The following is a 17310-nucleotide window of genomic DNA, read 5'->3' on the forward strand; positions in this document are numbered from 1 at the left end:
ACCGCCCGGCGAGCAAGTCAACGGCGGGTGACTTATGCTCGGCTCATGGCACCAGGAAGAAGCCGCGACGCCGACGCGACGCGGGCCGCGATCCTGTCCGCGGCGCGGGACCGGTTCGCGGCGGACGGGTACGAGCGCACCACGCTGCGCATGGTCGCCGCGGACGTCGGCGTCGACCCGGCCATGGTGATCCGCTACTTCGGCAGCAAGCAGGGCCTGTTCACCGCCGCCGCCGACTTCTCGCTGGACCTGCCCGACCTCGACGGCGTCGCGCCGGACGACCTCGGCGCCGAGATCCTGCCGAAGTTCCTGGCGGTCTGGGACCACGACAGCACGTTCCTCGCCCTGCTGCGCGTGGCCATGACGAGTCCCGAGGCCGCGGACAAGCTGCGCGAACTGTTCGCCGCCCAGGTCGCGCCGGCGTTCGCCAAGGTCACCCCGGACCATGCGCACGAGCGCGCGGCCCTGCTGGGCTCGTTCCTGCTGGGCCTCGCGACGACGCGCTACGTGCTGGCGACCCCGGGCATCGCCACGATGCCACCCGAACGGCTCGCGGGCTGGGCGGCCCCGGTGATCCGCGAGATCCTCACCGGCCCGGCTCCCGGCTGACGGCGGGCTGGATCAGCTCGATCAGATTGCCCTCCGGGTCCTTGACGTAGCCGAACCGGGCACCCAGCTGGACGGCGTCGGCCGGCGGCCACACCGGCTGGGCGCCCGCGCCGGTCAGGCGGGCGAACGCGTCGTCGAGGTCGCCGACTTCGAGGGCCCAGTGGCCGTAACCCTGGGCGCGCAGGACGTCCATCGGGTCGGTGAACGTCTGCGTGCGCGCGGAACCCGCGCGTTCGATCAGTTCGACCCGGGTGCCGTCCGGTGTCTGCAGAACGGCCGTGCGGACACCGGCTTCGGGGACCTCGAACTCCTCGACGACCTCGGTGAACCCGAGCGCGCCGGCGTACCAGCGCCGCTGCGCGTCGAGGTCGGCGACCGACAGGCTGACGTGGTGGAAGCGGACGGGGAAGGACATGACGGGCTCCTGAGGGTCGTGGTTCTCCTCCAAAGTAGGCAGTGCCCACAATGTTGTCAACGACTACATTGTGGGCGGTGACTACACTCCGTTCCATGGCCGACACCCCGTACCACCACGGCAACCTGCGCTCCGAGCTGCTGGACCTGGCCGAACGCACCCTCGAGGAGTCCGGCGTGGCCGGGCTCTCGCTGCGGGGTCTCGCGCGGGAGCTGGGGGTCAGCCACAGCGCGCCGCGTCAGCACTTCGCCGACAAGCAGGCCCTGCTGGACGCCCTCGCGCTGCGCGGGCTGCGGCGTCTCGGTGACGAGCTCGACGCCGGGCTCGGCCAGGCCAGTGGCGGCTTCGAGGAGCGGCTGACCGCGTTCGCGGACGTCTACGTCGGCTTCGCCACCCGATGCCCGGCGCTGCTCGCCCTGGTGTTCGCGCACAAGGACAATCCGGCGCGACCCGAGCTGCTCGAGGCCAACGAGCGGACCTTCGCGGCGCCGGTTGCGCTGATCGACGGGGCCCGGGAACGCGGCGAGATCGTCGGTGACGACCCCGACCGGGTCGCCATGGCCGTGCTCGCCACCCTGCAGGGGCTCGCGTCGATCATCACCGGCGGCATGATCGCCGACCGGTCGCCGGACGAGGTCGTCGCGGGGACCGTGCGCAGCCTCGTGCGCGGCCTGCTGCCCCGCTGAGACGACGAGGTCGTTGCGGTCGGGAAGCGAACGCTATACGGTTGCCCGAGAACTAGAACAGGTTACAGTTTCTGGGTGGCGGGCCGGACCGAGGAGCGGAAATGGCGAACAAGGCGCCGCGCGGCGACGAAGCCGACTACGTGGTCGTCGGGTCGGGCAGTTCGGGGGCCGCGATCGCGGGCAGGCTGGCGGAATCGGGCGCCAGCGTGATCGTGCTCGAAGCGGGCAAGACCGACGAGAAGCTCATGATCAAGAAGCCGGGGCTGGTCGGGCCCATGCACGCGGTGCCCCAGCTCAAGAAGCCGTTTGACTGGGGCCTGTACTCGGTGCCGCAGAAACACGTTCTCGATCGCCGGATGCCGGTGCCGCGCGGCAAGGTCGTCGGCGGCTCCAGCTCGATCAACGGCATGGTCTACGTCCGCGGCAACCGCGCCAACTTCGACTCCTGGGCCGCCGAGGGCAACACGGGCTGGGACGCCGACAGCGTGAACACCGCGTACAAGCGGATGGAGGACTTCGAGGACGGCGAGAACGCGTTCCGGGGCGCGGGCGGGCCGATCCGGGTCACCCGCAACAAGATCCCGCAGGAAGGCGCGCTGCAGTTCCTCCAGGCCACCGCCGACACCATCGGCTGCAAGATCCTCGACGACTACAACGCCGAGTCGCAGGAGGGGGTCAGCCGGATGCAGCAGAACGCCGCCGACGGCCTCCGCTACAGCGCCTCGCGCGGCTACCTCCACCACCTCGCACCCCCGACGCTGCAGCTGCAGACCGGGGTGCTGGCCAAGAAGGTCGTCATCGAGAACGGCCGCGCGACCGGGGTCGAGGTCGTCGACGCCGACGGCACGCAGCGCACCGTCCGCGCGGGCAAGGAGGTCATCCTCTCCGCCGGGTTCGTCGGCTCCGCGCAGCTGCTCATGCTGTCCGGGGTCGGCCACGCCGAGCACCTGCGCGAGCACGGCATCGACGTCCTCGCGGACCTGCCGGTCGGCGACAACCTGCACGACCACATGTTCCACGCGCTGACCTTCCACGTGACGTCGAGCAAGAACACCGGCCGGCCGTCGTACTTCGCGCGCGGGCTCGTCAAGGAGCTGCTCCGCCCCGGCACCACCTTCCTGGCGAACTCGGTCTTCGAGGCGGTCGCGTTCCTCAAGACGTCCCAGGCCGGCCGGATCCCCGACCTGCAGCTGCACCTGCTGCCGTGGGCGTACGTCTCGCCCAACCAGGACGCGCCGATCCGCCACGACGTCGACACGCGCACCGCGCTCACCGTGCTGACGACGTTGATCTACCCCAAGAGCCGCGGCACGCTGCGGCTCGCCTCGGGGGACCCGAAGGCCGCTCCGCTCATCGACTTCCAGTACCTGGCCGACCCGGCCGATCTCGAAGTCCTCGGCGAGGGCTCGGAAATGGCGCGCGAGATCTTCGCCTCGGGAGCGTTCAACGGCGCGGTCAAGGAGGAGATCCACCCGGGCAAGGACCTGAAGGGCCAGCCGCTGCGCGACGCGATCCTCAACCGCGCGACGTCGGTCTACCACGGCGTCGGCACCTGCCGGATGGGTGTCGACGAGCTCTCGGTGGTGAGCCCCGACCTCAAGGTCCGCGGGGTCGAGGGCCTGCGGGTCTGCGACGCCTCGATCATGCCGTCGATCACCGGCGGCAACACCAACGCGCCCGCCATCATGATCGGCGAGATGGGCGCGCGACTCGTCCTTTCAGGCCACTGACCGGGAGCGGACCATGACCCTCACCCCGCTCGAGCTCACCCGCCCGGCGTCGGTCACCGACGCGTTCCTGCGGCGGCTCGTCGCCAGGGTGCCGGGCTCGTCCGGCACGACCTGGAAGCTCACCGAGGTCTACACCGGAGACACGCTCGCCGAGCTGCCGCAGTCGACGCCGGCCGACATCGAGCAGGCGTTCGCCGTCGCCCGTGAGGCGCAGCGCACGTGGGCCACGACCCCGCTCAAGCAGCGGCTGGCCGTGTTCAAGCGCGCGCACACGCTGTTCGTCGACCGCGCGCGGGCCGTCGCCGACCTCATCCAGGCCGAGAGCGGCAAGAACCGCCGGATGGCCATCGAGGAGACCTGCGACCCGGCGATGGTGATGAGCCACTACCTCCGGCGGGCCGCGAAGCTGCTGGCGCCCACCCGGCGCGGCGGGCCGGTGCCGCTGCTGACCACCTCGACCGAGATCCGGCAGCCCAAGGGCGTCGTCGGCATCATCGCGCCGTGGAACTTCCCGTTCGCCACCGGCATCTCCGACGCGATCCCGGCGCTGATGGCCGGCAACGCGGTGGTGCTGAAGCCGGACAACAAGACGGCGCTCTCGCCGCTCTATGGCATCGAACTGCTGGAGGAGGCCGGGCTGCCGAAGGGCCTGTTCCAGGTGGTGTGCGGCGAGGGCCCGGACGTCGGCCCCACGCTCATCGACCACGCCGACTACGTGATGTTCACCGGCTCCACGGCCACCGGCCGGGTGATCGGCGAACGGGCCGGGCGCAACCTCATCGGCTGCTGCCTCGAACTCGGCGGCAAGAACCCGATGATCGTGCTGCAGGACGCCGACCTCGCGGAAGCCGCGCAGGGCGCGGTGTTCGGCGCGTTCGGCAACACCGGCCAGATCTGCATGCACATCGAGCGGATCTACCTGCCCGAGTCCCGCTACGACGAGTTCGCGAAGGCGTTCGTGGCCAAGGCACTCGCCCTGGATGTGCGCGCGGCCTACGACTTCGGCCCCGACATGGGCTCCCTCGTCTCCGTCGACCACATGCACCGGGTCAAGGCGCACGTCGACGACGCCGTCGCGAAGGGCGCCACGGTGCTCTGCGGCGGCAAGCCGCGGCCCGACCTGGGCCCGGCGTTCTTCGAGCCGACCATCCTCGAAGGCGTCACGAAGGACATGCTCTGCGGCGTCACCGAAACCTTCGGACCGGTTGTCGCGCTGCACAAGTACGGCACCGTCGACGAGGCCGTGGCGCTGGCCAACGACACGGACTACGGCCTCAACGCCTCGGTCTGGGGCCGCGACCTCGACGCCGCGCGCGCCGTGGCCGCCCGCCTCGAATCCGGTAACGTCAACATCAACGACATCCTCGCGACCGCGTACGCGGCGAAGGGCACGCCCTCGGGCGGGGTCAAGAGCTCCGGGGTCGGCGCTCGCCACGGTGACCAGGGGCTGCTCAAGTACACCGACGTGCAGAACATGGCCCTGCTCAAGAAGCAGGTCATGGGCCCGCGGCCCGGCCAGACCTACGAAAAGTACGTCGAGGGCATGCTTTCCGGGCTCAAGATGATGCGCAGGTTCCGCATCCGTTAGGCCACATTGGGTGCATCGCACTTCGCCACAGCAACCTCAGGAGCCCCGCAGCCACACCGGTCCCGGTTCGCGGCCGGCGAATCCGGGTCTCCCGCACCCATGGCAGGGGCTCAGCGTTCGTCGATGGAGGATTCTGGCCGCCCAGCGTCCCAAATCCTCCATCGACACCTCGCGGCCGCGTCTCTACCGGATGATTCCCGCCTTGGGGCGCTCTGCCCACAACGAACGCGCGCCACTAGCCGGGCCCGTCACGCAGCACCCCGCGTACGTGGTCGACCGACAGCGATTCCGGCGCGAAGGCGGTCAGCAGCCAGGTCGCGCCCGCGCGCACGTAGGGGTCGCTGTCCGTGCCGGGTTCGACCTCGGCGACGTAGTCGAACGGCCCGCTCCCGGTGCGCAGCGCGCTGACCTGGGCGACGACGTCCGCGAACTGGCCGGGCGAGGTGAGGTTCACCGGGAAGTAGCCGTCGAGGCCCGCGGCCCGGCGCATCGGGCGCACGTTGGCCGGGAAACCCGCGGCCCACACCGGAATCCGCCGCGTCGGCGTCGGCAGGAACCGGATGCCGTCCACGGTGTAGTGCTCGCCGCGATGGTGGACGACTTCGCCGGACCATGCGGCGGACAGGACGTCCAGAGCCTCGTCGAGCATGCGGCCGCGCACCCGGTCGTCGCACTCCTCGCCGGTGCGGGAGAACTCCTCGCCGAACCGGTCGCTGCCGAGGCCGACACCGAGCACGAGCCGTCCGCCGCCGAGCCGGTCGAGGGTCGCGGTCTCGCGGGCGAGCTTGACCGGGCGGCGGCGCGTGATCGCGCTGACCATCGGGCCGAACCGCAGCTTCGAGGTGGCGGTGGCGACCGCCGCGAGGGTGATCCACGGGTCGGCCACGGCGGTCACCGGCTCGCGCCAGCGGACGTGGTCCCAGGCGAACAGCCCGTCCCAGCCCGCTTCCTCGGCTTCGGCGGCGAGGCGGGCGATCAGGGCCGGGTCGGCCAGGGCGTCGAACAACGGGAGCCAGAGTGCGTGCCGTGGGGTCATGGGACGAACGCTAGGTCGCCAGGGTGATCGGCAAAAGCGATGAAATCTGCCTCATTCGATAAGCTCGGCTGATGTTGGACCTGCGTCACCTGCTCACCCTCGACGCCGTGGCGTCCGAAGGCACGTTCGGCCGGGCGGCGGACCGCCTCGGCTACACGCAGTCCGCCGTCAGCCAGCAGATCGCCGCGCTGGAGAGGTCCGTGGGCGGCGCGGTGTTCGACCGGCCGGGCGGGCCGAAGGCGGTGCGCCTGACGCCGCTCGGCGAGGTGGTGCTGGCCCACGGGCGGGACCTGCTCGCGCGCGCCGCGGCCACCGAAGACGCGGTCGAGCGGTTCAAGGCCGGGGCGGGCCGGGTGGACATGGGCACGTTCCAGAGCGTCACCAACGTCCTGCTGCCCACGCTGGTGCGGCGCCTGCGCGACGAGCACCCGGCGGCCGACGTCCGGCTGTTCGAGGAGGAGACCGACCAGCCGCGGATCGGCGAGCTGGACCTGCTGTTCTTCGACGGCCGGGTCGGCGGCGCCGTCGAGCAGACCAGGGTGCTGGCCGATCCGTACGCCCTGGTTGCGCGGCGCGGGGAGTTCGCGCCGGGGCCCGTCCCGCTGACGGCGCTGCACGGCGCGGCGATGGTCGCCCAGCCGCCGATCTGCGACCAGGCCCGGGTCGAGCGGGTGTACGCCGAGGCCGGCGTCGCGCCGCTGATCGTCTTCCGCACGGCGGACAACCAGGGTGTGCTTTCGATGGTGCGTGCCGGGCTCGGCGTGGCCGTGCTCCCGCTACTGGCCTTGGACGCCCTGGACGACCAGCTGACCACCCACCCGCTCGAACCCGCGTTGGCCCCGCGCGAGATCTGGCTCGCGTGGCCGGCCGACCGCACGCTCTCGCCACTGGCCGAACGCGCGATCGAGCTGTGTGCCGAGGTCGCTCAGGAGCGGCAGAGCAGCGCGTCCGGGGTCCGGCTCGAGCCGATGCGGCCGGTGTAGGCGACGCCCGCGACGTACTCGCCCGGCGCACACTGGCCCTTGTAGTTGCCCGAAGCGAAGTCGCCACCGAGATCGCCGGACGGCCGGTTGTCCCCGCGGTCGAACCAGACCGTGCGGCCGGTGCGGCCGAGCGGGGTGGCGGACTTCCCGCACAACACGGCGGAGACCGCGGCGCCGCGCACGCTGTAGCCGACGACGGCGGAATCGGGCGGGCACTGCACTTTCGTGTACCCGGACGCCCAGTCGGTGTCCACATAGGACTCATCGCGGACGACGGTGTAGCCGGTGGGAGCGGGGAGCGCGCCGGTGCACAGGCCGCCGCCGCCGGTGTGCGCGAGCCCGGTGAGGCGCTGGCCGTCGGGGCAGGCCCCCTTGCGCGCGCCCGAGTCCCAGTCCGGCTTCGCCCGGACCGCGCGGGACTCCTGGAAGTCGCCGTAGTCGAGGTTCAGCATCGACCAGTGCTCGGACGCCGGGACCGGCCCGGTCTGCGACGGCGCGTTCACCAGCCGCTGCCACGCGGGACCACGCCAGTCCGTGCCGTCGAGGACGTCGATGCGGCGGCCCGCGCTGTCGTAGGCCAGCAGCGACCAGCCGTCCCCGACGCCGTTGGTTTGAAAGCCGACGGCGGGCCAGTAGGCGAAGTCGGTGTCGGTCTCGGCGAGGTAGTTCACGAAGTTCTCGAACCACGCCCGCGACGCCGGGTCGGTCGTGTTGCGGCCCTCACCGAACTCGCTGATCCACAGCGGCGCGGTGTAGTGCTTGCCGGTGTCCTGCTCGACGAAGAACGCCTGCCGGTACAGGGTGTCGCGCAGCTCCTGCGGCGAGAGGTCGCGGTACCGCGGGTCGTGGGTCTCGCCGACCCCGGTCGCGCCCGAATGATTCGGGCCGGTGTAACCGTAGAAGTGCGCGGCGTAGACCAGTTTCCCCGAGTCCACGAGCGTGTGCGACAGCGTGCGGGCGGGCTCCAGCGTGGGCCGGCCGTGCGCGAAGCCGTCGATGGGCAGGCCGGTCCAGTTGATGCCCTCGACGATGATCAGCAGATCCCGGTTGGCCTCGGTCAGGATGCGGTCGGCCACCTGCTGGCTCGCGCGCTGCCAGTCCTTGTCGTTGCCCCAGCCCCAGTTCGGGTCGTCGAAGGTGTTCCGGCGGACCTCGTTGTACAGGTCGGCGCCGACCACCCGCTTGTTCGCGGCGTACCGGCGGGCCATGAACAGCCAGTCGTCCTGCCACTGCTGCTCGGTCTGCGCGGTGTTCCAGCGCTCGTTGCCGTCGAGACCGCAGCACCAGCGCGACGTCGTGGTGTGGTTGTTGAGGATCACGGCGAACCCGCGCGCGGTCAGCCGTTCGACGACCCGGTCGTAGACCTGCAGCGGTGTCATCCCGTGCAGGTCCGGGTTGGCCGGCAGATCGGGCACCGGCGCCGGGTCGTGGATCATCGCGTTGGAGAACTGCAGCCGGACGCTGTTGAGGCCCAGCTGGGCGAGCCCGTCGATGATCGTGTCGATCGGCGCGCGGTCCAGGCCCAGCGGGGTCTGGTAGGCGATCTCGCCCGCGTGATGGTTCGCCGGGTCGGTGACGTCTCCCGATCCGGTCCACGTGCCGCTCGCGCCGTGCCAGTTGGCGGCCTTGAGCTTGAAGCGGTTGCCGGCCGCGTCGACGATGTAGCGCCCGCGGGTGCTGAGCGGGCCGGCCCACGGTGCCGGGTCCGCCCGGGCCGGATCCGGTGCCAGCAGGGAAACCGGGACGACCAGACCGGCGGTCAGCAGCACGGCGAGCAGCGCACCCATGATCCTCACGCGCGGAGGCTAACCGGCGTTCCGATCCGCTGTATACGGTCAGGCGGGTACAGAAGGCGCACTCCCGGGCAGACCTGCCGGGCGTGTCGCGGCGGTGTGCTCCAACCGGGCGAACGGCGCGTGTCAGACTGCCCAGCGATGTACACCCCAGCCGATCTCGCCGACCTGCTCGAGTGCGAGCACCGCAGCGTCCTGAACCAGGCACTGGCCGCGAACCTGCCGGGGGCACCACGGCCTGGAGCCGCGCCCGGGCAGCCGGACCGGCTCGCTCGCGCTGCCACCGCGGCGATGCTCGCCCGGTTCCGCGCAGAGGGCCGCGCGGTGGTCGAGATCGACGTCCGGGACCCGGCCGCCGCCGCGAGGGCGACGGAAGAGGCGTTGCGCTCGGGTGCCCCGGTGATCCACCGGGCCGTCCTCGACGACGGCGAGTTCTCGGGGCGCGCGGACTTCCTGGTGCGGGACGGCGAAGGCCGCTACGAGGTCTACGACGCGAAACCGGCCCGGCTCGCGAAGCCCGCGGCCGTGGTGCAGCTGACCGCGTACGCCGACGCCCTGCGCCGGGCCGGGTGGCCTGCCGGGCCGCACCTGCACCTGAGACTGGCCGACGGCGGCACCCGGACGTTGCGGGTCGCGGACTTCCTGCCGCTGGTCGACCGCCTGCGGGCCCGGTTGCGCGGACGGGCACCGGCCCTGCCCGTGCAGCTCTGGGCGGACGAACGCCCGGCCTGCGCCGGCTGCGGGTTCGCCCAGCACTGCACGACGGCCCGGGAGGCCGACCGCGACCTCTCGCTCGTCGCCGGGATGCGCGGCGACCAGCGCCGCAAGCTCACCGCCGCCGGGCTCGGCTCGATCGACGCGCTCGCCGCGGCCGGGCCGGCCGACCGGCCGCGGGACCTGTCCGTCACGGCGTTCGCGGCCCTGCGCGCCCAGGCCGCGCTCCAGGTCCGGCAGGACACCACCGGCGACATCTCCTACGAGATCGTCGACCCCGATGCGCTGGCCGACCTGCCGGCACCGGCGCCCGGCGACGTCTTCCTCGACCTCGCGGGCGATCCGCACGCGCTGTCGGGCGAGGGGCTGGAGTACCTCTTCGGCGCGGTCACCACCGACGGCGGCCAGGAGTTCACGCCGTTCTGGGCGCACAGCCGCGCCCAGGAGAAGCGGGCTTTCGAGGAGTTCGTCGACTTCGCCGCGGCCCGCGTCGCCGGGCACCCCGGTTCGCACGTCTACCACTACGCGCCGTACGAGGTCACCGCGATCAAACGCCTCGCGGCGGTGCACGGCACCCGCGAAGAGGCCGTCGACCAGCTGCTGCGCGGCGGGGCGGTCGTCGACCTGCACGCGGTGGTGCGCAAGGCGTTGCGCGTGTCGCAGCGGTCGTACTCGATCCGCTACCTCGAGGCGCTCTACATGCCCGGCGCGCGCGAGGGCGGGAAGACCGCCGTCTCGGACGTCGAGGCGTACGAGGAGTACCTGACGCTGGCCGGCGAGCCGGAACGCGCCGACGAGGTGCTGCGCGGGATCGCCGACACGACCGAGTACGACTGCGTCTCGACACTGCGGTTGTTCGAGTTCCTCCACCAGGTCCGCGGCGAGGCCGGGATCGACCTCCCGGAGCCGGCCGAGGAGTCCGCCGAGGACGCGCTGATCCGCCAGGCCGAGGAGGACGTCGCCGCCGAGCGGCGGGCCGAGCGCGCCGCGCAGCTGGCCGCCCTGGTCGACCCGCTGCTCGACGGGCTGCCGGACGACCCGGGCGACTTCACCCCCGACGAGCGGGCCCGCGCGCTGCTGGCGGCGTCGGTCGGCTACCACCGCCGTGAGACCAACCCCGCCTGGTGGGAGTACTTCCGCCAGCTGGCCGCCCCGCTCGGCGACCTCGAGGTCGACACCGCCTGCGCGGTGCCGGTTTCGCTGGAGGCGGGGGAGTGGGTGCCGCCCGCGGGGCGCGTCCGCAAGGCGAAGCGGACGCTGCAGCTCACGTGCGACCCGGACCGGCCGCACCCGTTCGCCCCGGGTGACGAGGTGCGGCTGCGCTACGGCGACATCGCCCGCGACGCCAAGGTCGTCGCCGCGTCGGCCGTGGAGCTGACCCTGGAGGAGAGCTGCGCGCCGGACGCCACCACCGGCGACCGCCCGGCCGCCGTGCTGCCCGGCAGCCCGGTGCGGCCGTCACCCAAGGACGAGGCCGTCGCCGATCTCGCCCGCCTGGTCGTCGACGCGCTCCCGGTGCTGCCGCGGCACCCCGGTGTCGACCTGCTGCGCCGGACGTCGCCGCGGCTGCTCGGCGGCGCCACGCTGCCGGAGCCCGGAGACGACCTGGTCCGCACCGTGATCGAGGCCGTCGACGAGCTCGACGGGTCCGCGCTCGCGGTGCAGGGGCCGCCGGGCGCGGGCAAGACCTACCTCGCCGGGAAGCTGATCGCCCACCTCGTGCGCGCCGGGCGGACCGTCGCGGTCACCTCGAACAGCCACAAGGCCGTGGAAAACGTGCTCGGCGCGGCGATGAAGAGCGCGCCGGAACTGCCGTGCGCCAAGCGCGCGAAGCGGACGCCGGACCCGGCCGCGCCGTGGGAGCAGCCGAAGAGCAACCCGGCACTGGTGAACTGGCGCCTGGAAAACGACCACGGGCACCTGGTCGGCGGGACGGCGTGGACGTTCGCCAACGCCGCGATCCGCGAGGAGCCCTTCGACCTGCTGATCATCGACGAGGCCGGCCAGTTCGCCCTCGCCGACGCGCTCGCGGTGTCGATGTGCGCCAAGAACGTCCTGCTGCTGGGTGATCCGCAGCAGCTGCCGCAGGTCGTGCAGGGCACGCACCCGGCGGGCGCGGAGGCGTCGGCGCTGGGGCACCTGATCGGCGAGGCCGACATCATGCCGCCGTCGCTGGGCTACTTCCTCGACGAGACCCGGCGGATGCACCCGGCCGTGTGCGAGCCGGTGTCGAACCTGTCCTACGCCGGCCGGCTGCACGCACACCCCTCGGCCGCGGAGCGCGCCATCGATGGTGTCGACGCGGGCCTGTACCTGGCCGAGGTCGACCACCACGGCAACACCACCCGCTCGGTCGAGGAAGCCGCGGCCGTCACGGCGATCGTGGCCGATTTGCACGGTCGTTTGTGGACGGACCGCGGCACGTCCCGGCCGCTCGGTGACGCCGACATCGTCGTGGTGGCGCCGTACAACCTGCAGGCGCGCACGGTGACACGAGCGCTGGAGGAGGCCGGGTTCCCCGGTGTCCGGGTCGGCACGGTCGACCGGTTCCAGGGCCAGGAAGCGCCGGTGGTGATCACGACGATGACGTCGTCGTCGGCGGTCGACCTGCCCCGCGGGCTCGACTTCCTGCTCTCCCGCAACCGGCTCAACGTCGCGCTTTCACGGGCCCAGGCGCTGGCGATCCTGGTGTGCTCACCGCGGCTCGTCGAGGCCGACATCCGGACGGTGGACCAGATGCGGCTCGTCGCGGGCATGATCGGCCTGATGACCGGCGCCGGTCCCTGGCCGGTCACGCCAGCAGGTGGAACGCCCCTCGGATGACCGACTGCGCTTCGGTCGTCAGCGGGAGGGTGTCCAGTGTGGACTCCGGGTCGGACACCATCAGGCTGACGGCTTTCGCGCGCCCGTCGGCGGTCCGCACGAGGTAGTGCAGCGTCACCACGCCGGGCTCGCTGCCGCCCTTGTACCAGACGGACGGGAACGCGGCGGCGTCCAGATCGAGCCCGTCGTCGTTGCGTGACAGGGCGTTCCCGATCTCGGGCTGGCCGAGCCGGAGCAGTCCCGCGTAAGCGCGGCAGATGTCCGACGGGGACGCGAACCACTCGATCTCGTCGATGTCGATCGGGGCCGGCCAGAGCTGTCCGGTCGGGGCCTTGATCCGGAAGAACTCCTTCGTGGTGCGGAACGGGATGTTCGCCTCGGGCTCCCGGTGGCCGAACAGCGACAGCTGGCGCTCCACCGCGTCCCGGCCGAGCCGCTGGATGAGATGGTCGGTCGCCGTGTTGTCGCTGATCGAAATCATCAGGTCGGCGAACTCGGACAGCGGGAACTCCGTGCCCGCCGGGTGGTTCTGCATGGTGCCGGACGGCAGGCTCTTCCACTCGTCGCGGATCGCGAGGGGTTCGTCCCACGACGCTCGTCCCTCGGCGACGGCTTGACCGAGCGCGCCCAGGACGTACAGCTTGAACGCCGAGCCGATCGGCCGTTGTGTGTCGGCGTCGAGGCCGTGCACGATCCGGCATTCGCCGTCGATTTCCGCCGCGGCGAAGGACACGCGCTTGCCCAGGGCCGTCAGCCGGGTGTCGATCTCGGCCCACGACATGGGCTTGGGTTCGTCCGGCGTCAGCTGCAGGTCGCGGACGAGTCCGGCGGCGTCCACCTGCACGGTCAGCCGGAAGTCGCCGGCCGGGCCGCGGACCGGCACCTGGTTCCCGTCCGTGCTTTGCGCGTGGATCGTGAGCGGTCCGACCGCGGCCAGTGCCGCGTTGATCCCGGCCGGGCCGCCGCTGCCGTCCACAAGGGACGGTGCGATGTGCGCCCGGATCTCGTCGTCCGGCAGTGGCGCGCGAACGGACGCGGCCACCAGCCACTCCAGTGGTGTCATGGCTTCCCCCAACGTTCTCATGTTTTGCGAACGGTAGCACGACATGAGAACGTTGGGGAGTGGACACCTTGGAACTGCTGGCCCATCCGGTGCGGCTGCGGATCGTGCACGCGGTGCGCGGGCGGGAACTCACCACCGCGCAGCTGTGCGCCCGGATCCCCGACGCGTCGAAGGCCATGGTCTACCGGCACGTCGAGCTGCTCGCGGCGCACGGCGTGCTGGAGGTCGCCGGTGAACGCCGGGTGCGCGGCGCGGTGGAGCGCCGCTACCGGCTGCACCAGGGCCGGGCGACCGTCGACGTCGAGGAGGTCGCTGCCCTCTCGCCGGAGGATCATCGCCGGGTGTTCGCCACGTCGATGGCCGTCCTGATCGCCGAGTTCGGCGCGTACCTCGACCGCGAAAACGCCGACCCGGTGGCGGATCTCGTCAGCTACCGCCAGCACGCCGTGTGGCTCAGCCGCGACGAGCTGGAGGAGCTGATCGGCGAGCTGCGGCGCGTGATCTACCCCAAGCTGACCAACGAACCGGCGCCCGGCCGGGCGCAGTACCTGCTGAGCCCGGTCCTCATCCCCGTGGAGGAGTGACGCGCTCAGCCGGCCCGCCAGATCGGCGCGGCCGGGGTGGTGCCGAGCTCGGCAAGGCGGCCCTGGTCCGCCCGGGCCCACGGGTCACGGGCGTCGCCGACGCGGCGTCCCTCACCCAGATCGAGGCGCCGGGTCGCCTCCAGCATCGACGCGCCGATCGACCGGTGCGCGTCCCACCAGTGGATGTGGCGCAGGTACCCGCGCGCCCGGTAGAGGCGCATGATCTCGCGGTGCGCCGGGGCGATCGTGAACTCCTTGAGCGCGTCCTCGCCGCGCCAGACCGACAGTGAGTACAGGATCCGGCGTCGAGGCCCGAAGGCGCTCATGATGCCGGCCGCGCCGGGGTTGGCGAGCACCTCGTCCCGGATGAGCGCTTCGGCCGCGCGGCCGATCCCCACGACGTCCTTGATGCTGTGCGGCCGGTACTCGTTGACGCTGATCAGCACGCGTCCGGTGCTCTCGGCGGGCCCGTCGTACCAGGGCTGGCAGACGCGGAAGTCGCCGCGGGCGAACGCGGCGTCGCGCCGGGCCTGACGGGTGATGGCCGGCGAGATGGCGAGGGCCGCGGCGAGCCTGGTGATCCCCATGGGGTGCCTCCAATACGTAAGTATCAAGAACAATACATATGTATCGGCAGTCAGGTGCAACGTATGGTTTACCGTACGAAGATGCCCGAGTTTGACGCGCGGATCCCGGCCAGGCAGTCCGACCTGAGCACGTACGCCCGAATCCGCAACGCCGCCCTGGAGGGCTTCGCGGCCCGAGGCGTCGCCTCGACGTCGATCCGCGACGTGGCCGCGGCCGCGGGCGTGTCCCCGGGTCTGGTGCAGCACCACTTCGGCACCAAGGCCCACCTGCGCGAGGCGGTCGACGAGTACATCCTCGACGTCATGGCGGAGTTCTCCCGCGAGCTGGCTTCGCGAAGCGAGGGCGACGAGGCCTGGCCAGGCCTGGGCGACGCCACCACGGCGTGGGTCCGCGACAACGCACTGGCCCTGCGCTACCTGGCCAGAGCCATGATCGACGGCGACCCCGCGGCGGCGAGGGCCTTCGACGCCCTGGTCGGCATCGCCCGCACGAGCTGGCTGGCCCCGCTGGACCGCGCGGGAGCGCTGCGGCCGGAGGCGGACCGGGACTGGGCGGCGATCCACGCGGCGGTGTTCAACCTGGCCAGCGTCCTCCTGGAACCGGCGATCAGCCGGCAGCTGCCGGAGCCGTTCTACGCGCCCGCGCAGCTGGACCGCTGGAACGTTGCCACGGTTGACCTGTATCGCAACGGCTTGGCTCGCAAGGAAGACGCGTAGCGCGGCAACTCCGAGCAGCTGTCAGCGCTCACTTTCCTGCGTTGCGGACCCCGGCCTCGGCAAAGGCGAGCACCTCGTTGACCAACCCGGAAAGCTCACTCGTCGCCGACTGCGCCTTCGCCTTGCCCTCCCGTGTCACGTAGATCTCGCGCAGACCCGCGACCACCGTGACCGCCGCGAGCCGGGGGACCAGCGCGTCCGCCGGCAACCCGATGTCCTCGCCGATCCCGGTCGCCACCAGAAGCTCGAGGTCGCGATACCCGGCCCGTGCCCGGCCGCGCAGGTCGTCATCCTCCATGAGGAGCTGGGCGCGCAGGGCTCGCCGTCGCCACAACTGGGCGGGGTCCGGCTCCTGCTCCAGGTCGCTCGCGTCGAGTTCGCGCATCGTCGTGTGCATCCAGTTCCGGAGCGCGTCGAACGTGCTTGCGGGCTTCCGGTCGCGCAGGTGCGGGCCGAGTGACTCCGGGGCGAACGGGTCGTCGGCGAAGAGGAGGTCCTCCTTCGCCGGGAAGTGGAGCGTGACCGTGCGGGTCGCCACGTCCGCGCGCGCCGCGATCTGCGCGATCGTCGTCTCCCGGTAGCCCTGGCTCACGAACAGCTCCAAGGCCGCTTCCTGGATGGCGGCGCGGGTCTGGGCCTTCTTGCGCTCACGGCGGCTGTCTCCGGCGATCATGACCGGAACACTACCACTCGCCATATTAATGCAGTCCATGCTACTGTTGCGTCATGATGCAGCGAAACGAGAGCAAGAGCTGGCTGATCACGGGAACGTCGAAGGGCTTCGGCCGCGAGTGGGCCGAAGCTGCCCTCGAGCGGGGCGATCGGGTCGCGGCCACCGCGCGGGACGTCGAAAGCCTGCGCCCGCTCGTCGAGCGTTACGGCGACGCCGTGCTGCCCCTGCAGTTGGACATCACCGACCGCGCCGCGGCGGCCGACGCCGTCGAAGCCACGGTGGCGAAGTTCGGGGGACTGGACGTCCTCGTCAACAACGCCGGTTACGGGCACTTCGGCATGGTCGAGGAGCTCACCGAGGCGGAGATCCGCGCGGAGCTCGACACGAACTTCTTCGGCACGCTCTGGCTGACCCAGGCCGCCCTGCCGGTCATGCGCCGGCAGGGCCACGGCCGGATCATCCAGGTCACCAGCGAGGGCGGCGTCCGTGCGTACCCCGGCATCGGCGCCTACCACGCGTCGAAGTGGGCGGTCGAAGGGCTTTCGGAGTCCCTGCGGCAGGAGGTCGCGGCGTTCGGGATCGACGTCATCTGCCTCGAGCCCGGGCCGTACCGGACGGACTTCGGCGCCGGCAGCAACCGGACCAGCGCCCCGAACCCGGACTACGACGACGTCCGCGAAGCAGGCCAGATCGAGTGGGACATGGGCGATCCCCGCGCGACCCGCGGGCCGCTGCTGGAGCTGGCCGACACCGACAGGCCGCCGAACCGGGTGTTCTTCGGCAAGTCGTTCGCCGCGGTCGAAGCCGAGTACCAGGAGCGGCTGGCGACCTGGCGCGAGTGGGAGCCGCTGGCCCAGGCCGCGTTCGGCTGACGGACCGGCCGCATCCGTGGTTGGCTGGGGGCATGGACGAGCCTGCGGCAATGGCGCTGATCGCGCAGGCCCGGGAGGAGACCGCGCGGCTGGCCGCGTCGCTGGCGCGGCAGCGCGACGGCATCGTCGAGGCGTCGGAGTTCACCAGCAACGACGACGAGCACGATCCGGAAGGCGTCACGATCGCGTTCGAGCGGGCGCAGGTCCAGGCCCTTCTCCGGCAGGCCCAGGACGACCTCGCGGATCTCGGCCGCGCCGCCGAGCGGGTGCGCGCCGGTACCTACGGAACCTGCGAACGCTGCGGCGGGCCGATCGCGGAAGAGCGGCTCGCCGCCCTCCCGGCGACGCGGATCTGCATCGGCTGCGCGAACAAGGCGCGCTGAGCTGATCGAGTGTCTTCTTCGCCGTGATCCGGACAGGAACGACGCCGTTTCTTG

The 17310-nt window shown here is 71.8% G+C and carries 16 protein-coding genes; 10 read left to right on the top strand and 6 right to left on the bottom strand.

Features of this window, described 5'->3' with window-relative positions:
- Positions 1 to 45: 45 nt before the first annotated feature.
- The gene (locus ACIOD2_RS45120; RefSeq protein ID WP_400551757.1) at positions 46 to 609 is read left to right on the top strand and encodes a TetR/AcrR family transcriptional regulator; all 564 of its coding nucleotides are present in this window, start codon (positions 46 to 48) and stop codon (positions 607 to 609) included.
- Here ACIOD2_RS45120 and ACIOD2_RS45125 read toward each other — a convergent pair.
- Positions 587 to 1024, bottom strand: coding sequence for a VOC family protein (locus tag ACIOD2_RS45125; protein WP_400551758.1), 438 nt, complete (start codon positions 1022 to 1024; stop codon positions 587 to 589). The two genes, ACIOD2_RS45120 and ACIOD2_RS45125, sit on opposite strands and share 23 nt — an antisense overlap.
- A 95-nt stretch (positions 1025 to 1119) precedes the next feature.
- On the opposite strand from ACIOD2_RS45125, the gene ACIOD2_RS45130 reads away from it, so the two are divergent.
- The 3 genes from ACIOD2_RS45130 (at position 1120) to ACIOD2_RS45140 (ending at position 5028) form a co-directional block, all read left to right on the top strand.
- Positions 1120 to 1710, top strand: coding sequence for a TetR/AcrR family transcriptional regulator (locus tag ACIOD2_RS45130; RefSeq protein ID WP_400551759.1), 591 nt, complete (start codon positions 1120 to 1122; stop codon positions 1708 to 1710).
- Positions 1711 to 1811: 101 nt separating this feature from the next.
- Positions 1812 to 3440 carry a GMC family oxidoreductase gene (locus tag ACIOD2_RS45135; protein WP_400551760.1) on the top strand — a complete coding sequence of 543 codons (1629 nt, stop codon included), beginning with the start codon at positions 1812 to 1814 and terminating at the stop codon, positions 3438 to 3440.
- 13 nt (positions 3441 to 3453) lie between these two features.
- On the top strand, positions 3454 to 5028 hold the full coding sequence (locus tag ACIOD2_RS45140; protein WP_400551761.1) for a succinic semialdehyde dehydrogenase: 1575 nt from the start codon (positions 3454 to 3456) through the stop codon (positions 5026 to 5028).
- Between the two features lie 235 nt (positions 5029 to 5263).
- Here the strand turns inward: ACIOD2_RS45140 and ACIOD2_RS45145 are convergent, their stop codons facing one another.
- Positions 5264 to 6064: an LLM class flavin-dependent oxidoreductase gene (locus ACIOD2_RS45145; RefSeq protein ID WP_400551762.1), complete on the bottom strand. Its 801-nt coding sequence runs from the start codon at positions 6062 to 6064 to the stop codon at positions 5264 to 5266.
- 71 nt (positions 6065 to 6135) lie between these two features.
- Here ACIOD2_RS45145 and ACIOD2_RS45150 point away from each other — a divergent pair, with 71 nt between their 5' ends.
- Entirely contained in the window at positions 6136 to 7047 is a 912-nt protein-coding gene (locus ACIOD2_RS45150) for a LysR family transcriptional regulator (protein ID WP_400551763.1), read from the top strand.
- On the opposite strand, the gene ACIOD2_RS45155 is transcribed toward ACIOD2_RS45150, so the two are convergent.
- The gene (locus ACIOD2_RS45155; RefSeq protein WP_400552075.1) at positions 6990 to 8834 is read right to left on the bottom strand and encodes a glycoside hydrolase family 5 protein; all 1845 of its coding nucleotides are present in this window, start codon (positions 8832 to 8834) and stop codon (positions 6990 to 6992) included. The two genes, ACIOD2_RS45150 and ACIOD2_RS45155, sit on opposite strands and share 58 nt — an antisense overlap.
- Before the next feature lie 147 nt (positions 8835 to 8981).
- Here ACIOD2_RS45155 and ACIOD2_RS45160 point away from each other — a divergent pair, with 147 nt between their 5' ends.
- Complete coding sequence (locus tag ACIOD2_RS45160) at positions 8982 to 12377, top strand: TM0106 family RecB-like putative nuclease (RefSeq protein ID WP_400551764.1); 3396 nt, start codon at positions 8982 to 8984, stop codon at positions 12375 to 12377.
- On the opposite strand, the gene ACIOD2_RS45165 is transcribed toward ACIOD2_RS45160, so the two are convergent.
- A complete protein-coding gene (locus ACIOD2_RS45165) occupies positions 12346 to 13440 on the bottom strand; it encodes a serine hydrolase (protein ID WP_400551765.1) in 1095 nt (364 codons plus the stop codon). The two genes, ACIOD2_RS45160 and ACIOD2_RS45165, sit on opposite strands and share 32 nt — an antisense overlap.
- Before the next feature lie 59 nt (positions 13441 to 13499).
- Here ACIOD2_RS45165 and ACIOD2_RS45170 point away from each other — a divergent pair, with 59 nt between their 5' ends.
- Positions 13500 to 14024, top strand: a complete 525-nt coding sequence (locus ACIOD2_RS45170) for a helix-turn-helix domain-containing protein (protein WP_400551766.1) — start codon at positions 13500 to 13502, stop codon at positions 14022 to 14024.
- A gap of 5 nt (positions 14025 to 14029) precedes the next feature.
- Here ACIOD2_RS45170 and ACIOD2_RS45175 read toward each other — a convergent pair whose 3' ends face one another.
- Complete coding sequence (locus ACIOD2_RS45175) at positions 14030 to 14611, bottom strand: hypothetical protein (RefSeq protein ID WP_400551767.1); 582 nt, start codon at positions 14609 to 14611, stop codon at positions 14030 to 14032.
- A gap of 81 nt (positions 14612 to 14692) precedes the next feature.
- Here ACIOD2_RS45175 and ACIOD2_RS45180 point away from each other — a divergent pair, with 81 nt between their 5' ends.
- On the top strand, positions 14693 to 15328 hold the full coding sequence (locus ACIOD2_RS45180; RefSeq protein ID WP_400551768.1) for a TetR/AcrR family transcriptional regulator: 636 nt from the start codon (positions 14693 to 14695) through the stop codon (positions 15326 to 15328).
- 28 nt (positions 15329 to 15356) lie between these two features.
- On the opposite strand, the gene ACIOD2_RS45185 is transcribed toward ACIOD2_RS45180, so the two are convergent.
- Complete coding sequence (locus ACIOD2_RS45185) at positions 15357 to 16001, bottom strand: TetR/AcrR family transcriptional regulator (RefSeq protein WP_400551769.1); 645 nt, start codon at positions 15999 to 16001, stop codon at positions 15357 to 15359.
- Between the two features lie 56 nt (positions 16002 to 16057).
- On the opposite strand from ACIOD2_RS45185, the gene ACIOD2_RS45190 reads away from it, so the two are divergent.
- Both ACIOD2_RS45190 and ACIOD2_RS45195 read left to right on the top strand, forming a co-directional pair.
- Complete coding sequence (locus ACIOD2_RS45190) at positions 16058 to 16873, top strand: SDR family NAD(P)-dependent oxidoreductase (protein ID WP_400552076.1); 816 nt, start codon at positions 16058 to 16060, stop codon at positions 16871 to 16873.
- Between the two features lie 32 nt (positions 16874 to 16905).
- On the top strand, positions 16906 to 17256 hold the full coding sequence (locus tag ACIOD2_RS45195; protein ID WP_400551770.1) for a TraR/DksA family transcriptional regulator: 351 nt from the start codon (positions 16906 to 16908) through the stop codon (positions 17254 to 17256).
- Positions 17257 to 17310: the final 54 nt, after the last annotated feature.

Source organism: Amycolatopsis sp. NPDC088138 (assembly GCF_044741685.1).
GTDB lineage: Bacteria > Actinomycetota > Actinomycetes > Mycobacteriales > Pseudonocardiaceae > Amycolatopsis.

Excerpts from the sequence above, each read along its gene's own strand:
- ACIOD2_RS45120 (WP_400551757.1), top strand. The coding sequence starts at position 46 with ATGGCACCAGGAAGAAGCCGCGACGCCGACGCGACGCGGGCCGCGATC.
- ACIOD2_RS45125 (WP_400551758.1), bottom strand. The coding sequence starts at position 1,024 with ATGTCCTTCCCCGTCCGCTTCCACCACGTCAGCCTGTCGGTCGCCGAC.
- ACIOD2_RS45130 (WP_400551759.1), top strand. The coding sequence starts at position 1,120 with ATGGCCGACACCCCGTACCACCACGGCAACCTGCGCTCCGAGCTGCTG.
- ACIOD2_RS45135 (WP_400551760.1), top strand. The coding sequence starts at position 1,812 with ATGGCGAACAAGGCGCCGCGCGGCGACGAAGCCGACTACGTGGTCGTC.
- ACIOD2_RS45140 (WP_400551761.1), top strand. The coding sequence starts at position 3,454 with ATGACCCTCACCCCGCTCGAGCTCACCCGCCCGGCGTCGGTCACCGAC.
- ACIOD2_RS45145 (WP_400551762.1), bottom strand. The coding sequence starts at position 6,064 with ATGACCCCACGGCACGCACTCTGGCTCCCGTTGTTCGACGCCCTGGCC.
- ACIOD2_RS45150 (WP_400551763.1), top strand. The coding sequence starts at position 6,136 with ATGTTGGACCTGCGTCACCTGCTCACCCTCGACGCCGTGGCGTCCGAA.
- ACIOD2_RS45155 (WP_400552075.1), bottom strand. The coding sequence starts at position 8,834 with ATGGGTGCGCTGCTCGCCGTGCTGCTGACCGCCGGTCTGGTCGTCCCG.
- ACIOD2_RS45160 (WP_400551764.1), top strand. The coding sequence starts at position 8,982 with ATGTACACCCCAGCCGATCTCGCCGACCTGCTCGAGTGCGAGCACCGC.
- ACIOD2_RS45165 (WP_400551765.1), bottom strand. The coding sequence starts at position 13,440 with ATGACACCACTGGAGTGGCTGGTGGCCGCGTCCGTTCGCGCGCCACTG.
- ACIOD2_RS45175 (WP_400551767.1), bottom strand. The coding sequence starts at position 14,611 with ATGGGGATCACCAGGCTCGCCGCGGCCCTCGCCATCTCGCCGGCCATC.
- ACIOD2_RS45180 (WP_400551768.1), top strand. The coding sequence starts at position 14,693 with ATGCCCGAGTTTGACGCGCGGATCCCGGCCAGGCAGTCCGACCTGAGC.
- ACIOD2_RS45185 (WP_400551769.1), bottom strand. The coding sequence starts at position 16,001 with ATGATCGCCGGAGACAGCCGCCGTGAGCGCAAGAAGGCCCAGACCCGC.
- ACIOD2_RS45190 (WP_400552076.1), top strand. The coding sequence starts at position 16,058 with ATGCAGCGAAACGAGAGCAAGAGCTGGCTGATCACGGGAACGTCGAAG.
- ACIOD2_RS45195 (WP_400551770.1), top strand. The coding sequence starts at position 16,906 with ATGGACGAGCCTGCGGCAATGGCGCTGATCGCGCAGGCCCGGGAGGAG.